At 50.1% G+C, this 12,998-nt stretch carries 9 protein-coding genes; 1 reads left to right on the forward strand and 8 read right to left on the reverse strand.

Features of this window, described 5'->3' with window-relative positions; all coding sequences use genetic code 11:
- Positions 1-79: 79 nt before the first annotated feature.
- Positions 80-892 (reverse strand): AraC family transcriptional regulator, encoded by an 813-nt coding sequence (locus tag B5P39_RS08620; protein WP_088211205.1) that lies wholly within the window; start codon positions 890-892, stop codon positions 80-82.
- 79 nt (positions 893-971) lie between these two features.
- Between B5P39_RS08620 and B5P39_RS08625 the strand changes: the two genes are divergently transcribed.
- Positions 972-2,360, forward strand: coding sequence for an SLC13 family permease (locus tag B5P39_RS08625; protein WP_088211206.1), 1,389 nt, complete (start codon positions 972-974; stop codon positions 2,358-2,360).
- Between the two features lie 198 nt (positions 2,361-2,558).
- On the opposite strand, the gene B5P39_RS08630 is transcribed toward B5P39_RS08625, so the two are convergent.
- The 7 genes from B5P39_RS08630 to B5P39_RS08660 form a co-directional block, all read right to left on the reverse strand.
- Positions 2,559-3,188 (reverse strand): PqiC family protein, encoded by a 630-nt coding sequence (locus tag B5P39_RS08630; protein ID WP_088211207.1) that lies wholly within the window; start codon positions 3,186-3,188, stop codon positions 2,559-2,561.
- A gap of 1 nt (position 3,189) precedes the next feature.
- A complete protein-coding gene (gene pqiB, locus B5P39_RS08635; protein WP_254915737.1) occupies positions 3,190-4,842 on the reverse strand; it encodes an intermembrane transport protein PqiB in 1,653 nt (550 codons plus the stop codon).
- A gap of 22 nt (positions 4,843-4,864) precedes the next feature.
- The gene (locus tag B5P39_RS08640; RefSeq protein WP_088211209.1) at positions 4,865-6,148 is read right to left on the reverse strand and encodes a paraquat-inducible protein A; all 1,284 of its coding nucleotides are present in this window, start codon (positions 6,146-6,148) and stop codon (positions 4,865-4,867) included.
- Positions 6,149-6,266: 118 nt separating this feature from the next.
- The gene (locus B5P39_RS08645; protein ID WP_088211210.1) at positions 6,267-7,736 is read right to left on the reverse strand and encodes an efflux transporter outer membrane subunit; all 1,470 of its coding nucleotides are present in this window, start codon (positions 7,734-7,736) and stop codon (positions 6,267-6,269) included.
- Positions 7,737-7,738: 2 nt separating this feature from the next.
- The gene (locus B5P39_RS08650) at positions 7,739-10,846 is read right to left on the reverse strand and encodes an efflux RND transporter permease subunit (RefSeq protein ID WP_088211211.1); all 3,108 of its coding nucleotides are present in this window, start codon (positions 10,844-10,846) and stop codon (positions 7,739-7,741) included.
- Positions 10,843-11,952: an efflux RND transporter periplasmic adaptor subunit gene (locus B5P39_RS08655; RefSeq protein ID WP_254915738.1), complete on the reverse strand. Its 1,110-nt coding sequence runs from the start codon at positions 11,950-11,952 to the stop codon at positions 10,843-10,845. The genes B5P39_RS08650 and B5P39_RS08655 overlap by 4 nt, the downstream gene beginning before the upstream one ends.
- Positions 11,953-12,037: 85 nt before the next feature.
- Positions 12,038-12,943 (reverse strand): LysR family transcriptional regulator, encoded by a 906-nt coding sequence (locus B5P39_RS08660; RefSeq protein WP_088211445.1) that lies wholly within the window; start codon positions 12,941-12,943, stop codon positions 12,038-12,040.
- Between the last annotated feature and the right edge of the window lie 55 nt (positions 12,944-12,998).

Genomic DNA, 12,998 nt, shown 5'->3' on the forward strand with positions numbered 1-12,998 from the left:
AGGAACTATCTTAAAGAACTATCTTTGCAGCTATCCAATGCAGATTTCTTTGTAACAATTTGATTTAGACATGGTAATACTACCGCGTGGCTTGCACGCTTTTTTGGGCGTATTCCTGAGGCGTGCAACCAAATAAGACTTTAAATGCTGCGCTAAAGCTACTGACACTCAAATACCCCAGACTATGGGCCACGCCCGTCGTGCTCTCCCCTTGGGTTAACCGCTCAAGGGAGTTGAGTAATCGATACCTTTGGCGCCATTGTCTATAGGTCTGTCCGGTTTCGGCTTTAAAGAGTCGTTCTATGGTTCTGATACTCGCCCCCGCGCCTTGAGCTAATTCGGCCAAGGTATACTCCGCCTGCGGTTTTTTGATCAACAGTTGGATCACTCGGCCAAGACGCGGATCCGAGCCCGCATTCAAATAGGTATTCACACTGTCGAGTGTATCTAGCTCGTCAATGGCACTTAAGCCCAAGCGGAAATACTTTGCGGGTTCCATCGAGGTGTTTTGACATAGCTTCAGCACCATTTCGCGCATTAGCGGCGTCATAGTAACCATCACCACCTGCGTGTCCTGCACTCTTACGCGATAACTGGGATCGATATACAAGTTGCGAAGATGGGCATGGGTTTCACAGTTAATTTGATGCCGACAACCACTGGGGAGCCACACGGCATGGGTCGATGGCACCACCCAAACCGCATTGTCGCTCTGTACCCGTAAAATTCCTTTTGCCGCCCAAAGTAACTGCCCCCGTGGGTGAGAATGGGGTTCGACGCCCATTTCGGCCTCGAGATTGCGCGCATTACTCAATACGGGACGATTTGCGTCTAACGTGAACGCAAATTGGCTGGGCGCCAACATTGTCGCTTTAGAAATAACATCTGACACATTACCACCTTAAAACGCCATATCAACTGGGCTATCTTAGGTCGCAATATCAATGCCCGCAATATTAAGGTGATCCCCTATGGGTAAGTTAAGTATTAAAAAATGGTTGATGTTTAGCGCCATGCTCGTCGCCGTTTTGTTGGCCATGTTTCCACTCAAGCAGCACCCGGCCCTTTTTTCCTACAGCGCATCGGTCGTACTCATTACCCTGCTATTTTGGAGCACGGGTTTTATTCCGCCCTTTATGGCGGGGCTGATCTTTTTTGCCTTGGCCACCATTTTCAAGCTGATCGATCCCAGTGCGTTGTTCTCGGGATTCGGTTCGGCGGCGGTGTGGTTAATTATCTCCGGCTTTGTGATTGGCAGTGCCATTTCAGAATCGGGATTGAGTCGCCGCCTCGCCGCCCTTATCGCCCCCGCGTTAACCATGAGTTATCCGCGCATGATTGCAGGATTGGTCATCAGCGCGATGTTACTGGGATTTGTGATGCCATCCTCCGTAGGGCGCGCGGTTGTGATGCTGCCCATCGGCATGGCCTTGGCCGAGCAACTCGGGTTTAGCCGCGGCAGCAATGGTAGAATAGGCATAGCCACCGCCCTAGCACTCGCCTGTAATATGCCAAGCCTTGCGGTACTGCCCGCCAATATTCCCAACATGATTTTGGCTGGTGCGAGCGAAAATCTGTTTAACGTGCATTTTGGCTATGCAGAATATCTGTTTCTGCACTTTCCGATTTTAGGTCTGCTCAAATCGGCCATCATAGTGGCACTCGTGGTGTATTTGTTTCCGGCCAAGATAGATAAAACCCAGATGGCAGCAGCGACGGATATCGAAACGTATGATGTGGTCAAGCAAGTTAAACTAGGGGTGTTACTCATCATCACCCTGTTATTTTGGATAACAGACTCATGGCATGGGATCAATCCAGCATGGGTGGGGCTAACGACCGCCATCATCCTTTTGCTACCGAAATGGGGCATTATTGAGCCAAAGCGTTTTAATCAATCGGTTGATTTTTCAACGGTTATCTTTGTTGCCGCCGCACTCGGACTCGGCGTCTTAGTCAATCAATCGGGGCTTGGCAGCGAACTCGGCCAAGTATTCAGTCAATACCTTCCCTTGTCACAAGGCGCCTCCTTCCTCAACTTTATGTCCTTATCACTGATATCGACCTTAACCGGATTAGTGGCAACCGTGCCTGGCGTGCCCACGGTATTAACCCCAATGGCTGCCGACTTAGCGAATGCGACAGGGTTTTATCTCCCTGCGGTATTGATGACCCAAGTGATCGGCTTTTCGACGGTAATTTTCCCCTATCAAGCGCCGCCGCTGATTTTGGCGATGCAATTGTCTCAGGAGTCCCTCGCCCATCTGCTGAAAGTCACTTTACCCTTAGCGCTGATCACCTTATTGGTGCTGATGCCGCTCGACTACCTCTGGTGGCACTTACTGGGATGGATAAGCTAGCACTATCTCACAGAAACATTAATCGGTTTTCCCTGCGACAAACGTTAAGATAAAGGCGACATTAAGCAATTTATACTTTGGCCAGTTATGCCAAAGCTCGCAGACCAAAGCCCATATGCCTGAGCTTAGGCAAAAGCTTAGCTTAATGTCCCCTTTAGCAGTGATTTCGCCTTATCACTGCCAGCGCAATATTGCTGCCTATTGAGCTGACGCTAACTCAACAGGCTGTGACTGAGTAGTATGCGGCGACGCCATTGTGCGTATATCTTCAGCAAGCTGTATTAAGCCTTTATCTAGGCTGCTGACGAGAGCCGGATAACCTTCTTCAGGCAAAGAGACACGATATTGGAACGCCTGCTCTCGTAGCACTAGCTGCGTATTATCCATCAGGCGCCACTGCCCGCCCACAACAGCCTCACCTGTATAGCTGCCATAAAATTCTGTCACTATTAGGTCGAGTTGGACGGATTTAGCAGGGCTATCGGTTGCTAAGGCCCAACTAGTAGGCAAGCTGCATGACTGGCTTAGCAAATTGTTTAACCTCAATTGGATTTGCTCGGCCAGAGAACCTGCCCATAAATGCTGCCTTGCTACGACCAACTCCTGTGCTGAAGTTTGATAGATCAAACCATGGGTATTGAGATAGTCAGCCAAGTTCACCCGATTAACCCTTAATGCGCACGGCTCGCCAGAACGGATAACGTCACGATGGGTATCCGTTGTACCTGAAACTGCCGTATGTTGCAGGGCGATAAAATAGGTTTGAGGTGCGGGCTGACTGCTACAGCCCGCCATTAAAAATGCAATCAATAACAGTAAAATACGCATATTAGTTACCTTTAACTGGGATGGGATCCGCGGGCAGTTCTGCCCCTAAAATAAGTGCGTTAGGCTTTTGATTCAGCTGACGCGACAAGGGCGCTAATTCTTTCATCAAGGTTTGCAGTTGCTGCAGACTGGTCTGAAGTTCGGCATAAACGCTCGACTCTGGCCCATATCCCTTCGCCGTCAAGCTTACGGCTTTCAAGGTTTGCTGTATTTCTGCGGGCAGTGACATCATTTCTTGCTGCTGTAACACTTGGTCTAAGCTCGCGCCCACCTTATCCCACTGCGCCAATGCACTGGCGGTATTTTGTAGCGTGGTATTGACCTCAGAGAAGGTTTTTTCCAGCGGTAAGTTATTAAGCTTGCTGATAAGCTGCCCAACTTGCTTTTGGATCTCAGCCACACCCGCACGCTGCGTCGGGAATACCGGATAGCCCATAAAATCGGCGGTTTGATAGGGCTTAGCATCGGCGTATAAATCCAGATCGATAAACAAGGCACCCGTGAGTAAATTGCCGGTTTTCAGGCTCGCCCGCAGACCCGAGTGCAACTCTCGCTCGATTTCAGCGCGTAAATTGTCCAAGCCGACCTGTTCGGCATGCTCAAACACACGTGCTAGTTCTATTTTGACCAATACGGGAATCGTGCCATGGCTAAAGCGACCAAAATGCGGATCGAGTTGCTGCAAAGTGAGCGGTGATTTCACCACTTCGCCTATGGTGATGCCACGGAACTCCACCGTCGCACCGTCGTGTAATCCACGAATAGACTCATCGAATAACATCACGAATTCTAAGTACTTGTCGTACACGCTTTGGCTCGCAAGCTCCTGCGAGTCATACAACCTAAAATCATGACCATCCTCTGTGATTTTTGCCCCCGCGAGGCGCCCTTCGGGCAAACGGAAACTCACACCACCAGAGAGCAAGGTTTCGAGCGACCCCACCTGCAGATTTACCCCTTTGGCCGAGAGTTGCATGTTAATGCCAGAGGTCAACCAAAACTGGCTGTTGTCCCGAACGAGTTCATCGTAGGGTTTATTGATAAACAGTTGGTAAAAGGCTTCGCATCGCTCGGTGTTAAAGCCTAAGGTTTCCACTCGACCGACTCTAAAACCTTCATACAGCACAGGATCGCCCACACTTAACTTACCGGCCTGCGGGCTAGTCAGGGTGATCCGCATCCCCTCCTCGTCGGCCGATGCCACTGGCGGATTGTCCAGCACAGTAAATTCATACTGGGGCGTCGAAGATTTCCCTGGCTCTAGTTCGATATAAGCGCCTGAGAGCAAGGTATCTAATCCCGAGACGCCTTCCATACCAATCCGTGGTTTTACCACCCAAAAACGTGCATCTTGCTTTAACATGCGTTTGGCATCGTTTGAGATCCGCGCCGTCGCCACTATGGCGCTGTAGTCATCGCTCAATTTAATGCTTTCTATCACCCCAACATTCACATTGCGGGATTTTAAAAAGGTTTTACCGACTTCTATGCCCTCGGCGGTTTTTAAATGCAGCTGGATTTCGGTCCCTAATTGGTTGAAATAGCTATACAACATCCAGCAGCCAATCAGGGCTGCGATGATAGGGATCAACCACACGGGCGAAAGCTGTCTAACCTTAGACTCTTTCGCTCGGATATTTTCATTATTTATCATGTTACTACTCATATTAAATGGGTCATTTTTCGCAGTTGGTGGTGCTGGATTGTCGCCACAGCACGCGAGAATCAAAGGTGATTGCTGACAGCATGGTTAAGATCACCACCATGGCAAAGGACAGTGCCGCTGGGCCGGGTTTAATCGCCATTAGTTCATCGAGCTGGACCAGTGCCGTGAGTAAGGCCACCACAAAAATATCAATCATCGACCAACGACCAATAAATTCAGTCACGCGGTATAACTGTTGATTTATAATGGATTGGTCTGATGAGTGAGCTTTACCCGCTTGGCGGAACAAATACGCTAGAGAAGCGATTTTGGCCGTGGGGATCACTATGCTGGCAAAGAAGATAATTGAGGCCACAGGGTAAGAACCCAAATGCCATAACAGCACGACACCACTGATAATGGTTGACGCCTCGGTTTGGCCGACACTGGTGGTGTACATAATCGGATAGAAGTTTGCCGGAATATAAAACACCGTTGCCGCCAGCAAAAATGCCCACGCGGCTTGCATACTGTGTGCGGGTAAGTACTTGTGCACAGCGCCATCGCAGCGGCTGCATTCAGCCGCATTGATGGCATTTAACTGACCACAAATAGGGCAAACGCCATGATTCTGTTGCAGGTGCGACTCACCTACCCTCACGTACGGCGTTGTGACTCTTGGGGTTAATTTATCCCATACCCATGAACTGTCGACTAGGCTGACAAACTTCACTAGCAGCAAGGTATAAATGCAAAACGCCCAGAAAGACGGTCCAAAGCCGACTTCTGCCAGCGACAAAATTTTCACCATGGCGACTAAGATCCCCACAAGGAACACATCCGCCATTAACCAAGACTCAAAACGAAATACCCACTTGCTAGCGCGTTTAAGCCAGCTCAGTTCAATCGTTCTCCCTTGCTGGACTAAATAGGCCTGTCGATAAATCAGCATTGAAAAACTGATATAAATCAGTGGCAAGATCACCACACACAGTAAGATGACCAAGGCCAACAGACTGTTACTGGCATAGTGCATACTGATCAGCGCCGACCACAGACTCGCCTTTTGGGATAAGCCCTGCACGCTAAAGGATAAGAAAGGGAACCCCAGACTCAGCCCTAGCATGATTAAGGTCGCGGCCCCATAGGCCCAAATCGGCTGAAAGGGAGTGGCCAACACGGACTGCAATCCATGCTGACATCTTGGGCAATGGGCACGATAGCCAGGCTGAGGCTCGGTGTAAGGCGTGACTAAACCACACTCCTCACAGGCCTGTAACACGCCATCATGGCGGGAATAAATGTTCTGTGACACGGCAACTCCTCACTCTGGTCACGATTAAAGAGGATTATTAGCAACGAATAATCGTCATGAAATCAGGCGCCCCTGCCGCTGTAGTACCACCTAACGACAAGAGCACCTCATACAATCGTTAATCCGCAGTGTTTGCCAGAGTCCAGTCGCCGCCCAATGCCTTATAAAGCGACACCACACTCGATGCCGTTTGTAGGCGGGCTAACACTTCCGCATCCTGCATATTGTTTTTGACATTCTGCGCAGTTAATACGCTCAAGTGATTTTCTAAACCGGCGCGATACAGCGAAGTCGCTTTTTGTACTGCAACCTCAGATTGCGCTTCAGCTTTTGCAATAAAGCGATGATATTGCTGATTATTGCCATAATGCTTAAGTACGGTTTCGACTTCATTGATGGCGTTATTCACCGCCTGCTGGTAGCTAAGCGCCGCAGTTTTAAAACCCGCTTCCTGTATCTCCACCATGGCTTGGGTACGACCACCATCGAAAACATTCCAGCTCACACCCGCACCTAGAGCCCAGGTAAGGGAATCCGATGAGAAGAGATCGTCAATATGATCGGCCGATAATCCCGGTGCCCCCGTTAAGAAAAAGCTCGGATACTTAGCCGCAATCGCCGCGCCAAGCTCTTGGTTTTTGGCGGCCATTTCACGCTCGGCAATGGCAATATCTAAACGGCGTGTCAGTAACTCTGAAGGTACGCCCGTTGGGATTAACTCCGTCATTGCGGGTAATACCGCGGTGCTAAGGCGCCCTGACGTCTCATTGAGGTTTTCCCCGAGCAAAATCGCCAATCGATGCAAATGCGCCTGCTCGGCCGAACTTAACATGGGTAACATGGCCTCGCTGGCGGCAAGCGCCGCCTTGGCATTAGCGACATCCAGCGGCGAGCCATAACCATTGCGCTCCAAGGATTCCACCAAGGCCAAGACTTCGGCTTGTTCGGCAATGTTTTGCCTTGCGATCGCCATCCGCTCCTGCGTACCACGGTATTGCAGATAGTTATCGATAACCTCCGCCGTCATTAGGGTGGTCAGATTAGCGCGGTACAATTGCGCCTGCTCGGCGCGGATTTCTGCAGCCTGAGTTAAACTCGCGATTCGGCCAAACAAATCCGCTTCCCAAGCAATGGTCGCGCCCACGGTTGTACTGTTGGGGTCACGATTCATCAACTTAAGGTTGCCGCCACCCAAACCTGCGGGCAGATCGATACCTCCTACCGCACTGCCCATCAGCGGATCGTTTTCACTGATGCGCATATCGAGGTAGCCCGCGCCCACCGAAATGGTGGGTACTTTTAACGATGACACCGCCGCCTGATAGGCCCGTGCGGCGCGCACGCGCTCACTGGCGATCTGCAGACTAATATTCTGCTGCTGCGCCTTTGTCACCAGCGCATTGAGCTGAGGGTCGTTAAACTGACGCCACCAAGCTTGGTAAGCCAAGGCCTCTTGGCTCACGCCCTCCGTCGCCGCATTTAAATACAGCTCGCTGACTTTCACCTTTGGCGGTGTGTAATCAGGAGACATACTGCATCCGCCAAGCAAGCTTATTGCCGTAAAGGCCATTAATAGATGTTTATTCATGTTTAGGCCCCTTTGGCACTGCTAACAACCGATGGTGTGTTGTCCGTTTGAGCATCGAGTAATGCATCTTCCTCACGCTCTTCTCGACGATAAAAGAGTCGATACAAGGCAGGCATCACAAACAAGGACAGCACAGACGCTGCGGTCAAACCGCCAATAATGGTCGCGGCCATTTGGTCAAACAGTCTGTCGGTCAACAAGGGGATCATCCCCAGCGCCGTCGTCAGGGCCGCCATCGAAATCGCCATAGTGCGGTTGAGCGTCGCCGCCTTAATCGCCTCGGCAATTCTGCGGCCATTGCGGCGTTCGAGTTCAATCTGATCCATTAGCACAATGCCATTTTTGATGATCATTCCCGACAGACAGATCATGCCGACGATCGCCATAAAGCCGAAGGGTTTGTCCAATAACAGTAAACTCAAGACAATGCCTATAGCTGCTAATGGCAGAGTAATCATAATGATCAGCGGTTGACGGAAGGCGTTGAACATCGCCACCAAAATAATCACCATCAACAGGGTTGCCTTAGGGTTTTGCTGCATCAAGTCGTCAATCGAGCGCTGCTCATCGTAGTATTCACCGCCCCATTCCATCCGATAGCCTTCGGGCAGCGCAATCGCCTCGATATCTGCCGCAATGTTTTGGCGCACGTTCGATGCGGTATCGCCACTCACGCCCGCTTGAGCGGTGATCGCAGGTAAGCGATTGCGACGCCATACCATGCTTTCTTCACCTTTTATCTCAATACTCTCAACCACTTGCCCCATAGGTACACTGTGTGTGCCGAGTAATGAACGCACGGGAATATTTTCAAAATGTTCCAAAGAGGCATCGGCGCTACGCAATTTAATCGGGATCAAATCGTCACCGTGTCGCATAGTGCCAACATGGGTGCCTTCGGTGACACGATTGATGGCATTGGCAATATCGGTGCGCGTCACGCCGGCTAAACGGGCGGCATGCATATCCACCTGTGGCGTCATGACTTTGCTCTCTTGTCGCCAGTCATCGCGAACGTATTTTAAGTTCGGATGTTGGCGCATGATGTCCTTAGCCTGATTGGCTAAGCTATGCAGCACCTCGGGATCCGGCCCGATAAAACGCGCTTCAATCGAATATTTATCCTTAGTCGCCAGCTTTAACTCCCTAAATCTTGGCTCTGCATAGGGAAACTCCTTGGCTAACCAAGCATCGCCACGCTGCACTAAGGTGTCGATATCATCGAAACTGCGCATATTGACGAGGATCTGGCCATAACTCGCATCTAAAGGTTCAGGCTCAACCGTGACCGAGAACCGCGGTGCGCTCTCACCCACATAACTGGAGATGCTTGCCACCTCAGGTTGCGCCAGCAACCAATGCTCGACCTTACGCATATCCGTCGAGGTCTGCTCGATACGCCCGCCATTGGACAGCCAATAATCGAGGAACACGATGGCGCGATCGGACGACGGCATAAAATTCACTTTCAATAACGGTGCGACCAGTAAGGTGCCCAGCAGTAAAGGCACGGTAAAGAGAATGGTCTTCTTCGGGTTTTCTACAACCCACTCCACCGCTTGCTGATACATCAGCGTGTAGCGAGAAGGCGGTTTCGCATTTTCAGTATCAACTTCGCTGGTTTTTCCTAAGAAGTACCAACACATCAGCGGTGTGACGACCATGGCAATAATCCATGAGAGCAGCAGCGAGCTACACAACACCTGCACAATCGAGAGTGAAAACTCTGCCGAGTCGGTTTGTGATAACAGCACGGGCGCCGTGCCCATAGCGGCAATCACAGTCGCACCGAGGAGCGGCATGGCCATTTCTTTAATGCTATCGATAACCGCCTGAGTACGCTCAATGCCCTGCTTGATCTTGGCTTGGAACAGATCAACGATCACAATGGCATTATCCACCAGCATCCCTAGCGCTAATACAAAGGAGCCGAGGGACACCCGCTGCAAATCTACGCTGGTTAGATTCATATAAATCAAGGTGAACAAAATAGTGAGCAGCAGACTCACCCCCACAATCGCGGCGCTGCGCCATCCCATAAAAATCAGCAGCACGACAACCACAATCACCACACTCTCAATTAAGTTAACGATAAAGTTGTTAACCGACTTTTGAACTTCTTCCGGTTGATAGGCAATCACCCCAATGCCCGCACCATCTGGTAACTTGGCTTGATAATCAGCCAGCACCGCCTTTAAGGTATCGCCGATGCTGACCACGTTTATGCCATTCACTGGGCTCACGGCCAACGTAATCGCCTGTTGGCCGTTATAGCGGCTGAGTGTTGAGGCAGGATCTTGATACGCCATAGTCACATCGGCAATATCCCCTAAGCGGATCACCGCCGATTGCAGTCCATTTAAACCAGTCTGAATGCTGAGATTGCGAATATCCTCAATACTTTTAAAGGTATCGCCCTGCTCCACGCGTAGGTTTTCGATACCGAGATCAAAATCCCCCGCCACAATCGGCATATTCTGGCTATGCAACTGCTCAATCAATTGCAGCATGGTGAGGTTAGCTTCCGCCAAACGCTCCTCGGAGATGCGGATATTCACCTCCTGCTCGTTAATGCCGTGCAGCTGAACTTTTTTCACCCCATCGACGGCTTTAATGCGGCGCTGCAATTCCCGCGCATGGTCCTTTAGCTCCGCCATTTCCATGTTGTCGCCATAGACAGCGAACAACATACCGTAGACTTCAGAGAATTCGTCTTGAACTATGCTGATCTGCGCCTGTACGGGCAGCTCTAATTTGACGTCTTCCACTTTACGGCGCATCAAATCCCACTGTTGTGGCAAGGCCTCCGAGTTCACTTTTTCCTTCAGATCGACAAAGATCATCGAACTCCCCGGACGGGAGAGTGAACGTAACTTCCACAGGGATTCCATCTCCTCGAGCTTAGTTTCAATTTTATCGGTAACCAACTGCTCGACTTCCTTGGCATTCGCGCCGGGATAGAGGGTCACAATCACCGCACTTTTTACGGTAAAAGACGGATCTTCCAGCTTGCCTAAGTCGAAGTAGGAATAAATCCCCGCGATGATCGACAGCACAGTGAAGAAAATAACGAAGGTTTTTTGCCTTAGCGCAAAGGTTGAAAGACTCATGATTTAACCGACGCCCCATGCAAAATGGTGACGGCTTGGCCTTCTTCGACAAAAGCGCCGCCTGCAATCACGATTGACTCACCATAGGTTAAGCCGCCTGTCACGCATAAAGAATCGTCGGTCTGACTCACTGATTCCACGGGAGTCGCACTCACATGCTCGGCAATGACGCGATTGACATAAAGTTGGCTCTCGCGGCTCGTAACCGCCATGGCAGGAATACAATAGATAGGTTTATCACTGGCATAAGGCAGAGCGACGTCCACACTCACCGCCTTGCCCGCGACTAACTGTTTTGGAACATGCGCTAGGTTAAAGGTCACCTCATAGGTGCGCTTTAGGCGATCGGGTACTGACGCGATTTTGGCAACCACTGCGGGTACGGCTTCCGTGCCCTTAAACCAAGTCACTTGGCCTTCGGTGCCAAGTTTTAGGTTCCAGATCTGGCTCTCGGGAACATCCACTACCGCATTGAGTCGTTCGGGGCGATGAATGGTCAGGATTGTTGTGCCAACATTAACTTGCTCATGTTGTTCGACAAAGGTTTTACCCACCACGCCGTCATAGGGCGCGGTCAGCTCAGTGTAACGCAGGGCGTCCTGGGCTTTTTTCAGCGACTGGCTGACTAATTCGACGCCCGCTTTCGCGCGCGCTTCGGCGGCCACGGCACGGTCTAACTTCACGCTGGCAATCGCACGATCATTAATCGCACTTTTAACCCTTTGTAGTTCGATTTTTGCCAATTGATGGGCGGTTTTCGCCTCATCCAACTTAGCCGTCAGCTCCAGAACACTGACTTGAAAATCATGGGGATCGAGCCTTGCAATCACTTGTCCCTTGGTAACCTCTACTCCTTCTTCGGCCAACAGTTCAGCGAGTACGCCTTGGACTCGGAAGGACAAATCCGCACGATTCTCCGACTCCAACACGCCGCTAAACTTGTAACCTTTATCCGTGACAGGTGCAGGCAGTTCCATCACTTGTACTAACGGACGTTTTGAGGTTGTGAGGGTTTGGTCTTCACTGCTGCCACAGCCTGCGAGCACTAATGCAATGCCCGCACAACACAAACCCGTTCCGATTTTGATTGGTTTTACTCTGTTCACCACAATTTCCTGTAACTAGGACTAAGGCGGCACAGAGTAAAGGAGGTGAATTTATTGGACAATAATCAAAAAAGGTACATCAATGTCACGAATTTTGTGACAATGTGACATCCGGTGTCTTACTCGCCTCATGAATTAAGCTATCGATCAGCAGCCGAGCCGCATGGGTCATGCCTTTGCGGCTAGGATAGACTAACCAGGCATCATCAACGTAAACCTCATATTCGGGTAAAACTTCAACCAAATTACCCAATTGCAAGTGTTCAACCACACTTAATTCGGATAATAAACTGATCCCCGCACCACTTAAAATGGCATGACGAATATATTGGCTACTGTTAGAAACCAGTCGACTTTTTACTCGATATTCACCTAAATTAAATTTCCAACGATCTTCTAATTCACCATTTTGTAAACGATAGATCATTAATGCATGTTGACTAAGATCATCCAGCGATGTTGGCATGCCATGGGCCGCAATATAATCAGGGCTTGCATATAATTTGCGACACACGCGCATTAACGGTCGAGCGACAAAAGAATTATCTTTGATATTCCCGATATGAATACAGGCATCCAAACCATAATTTAAAATATCGTGATACCCAAGATTACTTACATGGGTTTCTAAGGTAATAAGAGGGTAATTTTTTAAAAAGTCCTGCAATAAATGATGGGTCACAACATCGGCATCGCCAACTAAACCTAGCTTGACCGATCCCGTTGGCATATTACGTTGATTTTTAACCGACTCATTGAGGGATTCGAGCCTTGGAATAATCTCCATCAACTGCTGGTGGTAGTTTTCACCTGTGGGTGTCAGCGACAATTGGCGTGTCGTGCGGGTAAACAGTTTAGTCCCCAGATCCGCCTCTAACTCACCGATACGGCGACTGACCGAAGCCCGCGGGATCCCAATCGAACTGGCCGCAGCAGCAAAACTGCCTAACTCAACGACCAACAAAAACAGTCTAAGATCATTAATTCTCACATTCACCTCGTTCTTTTTACCCGCCATCAGCGTAGCGCTCTTGTGACGATCCGCT

The sequence above is a fragment of the Shewanella sp. Shew256 genome, from assembly GCF_002196695.1.
Classification (GTDB): Bacteria; Pseudomonadota; Gammaproteobacteria; order Enterobacterales; family Shewanellaceae; genus Shewanella; species Shewanella mangrovisoli.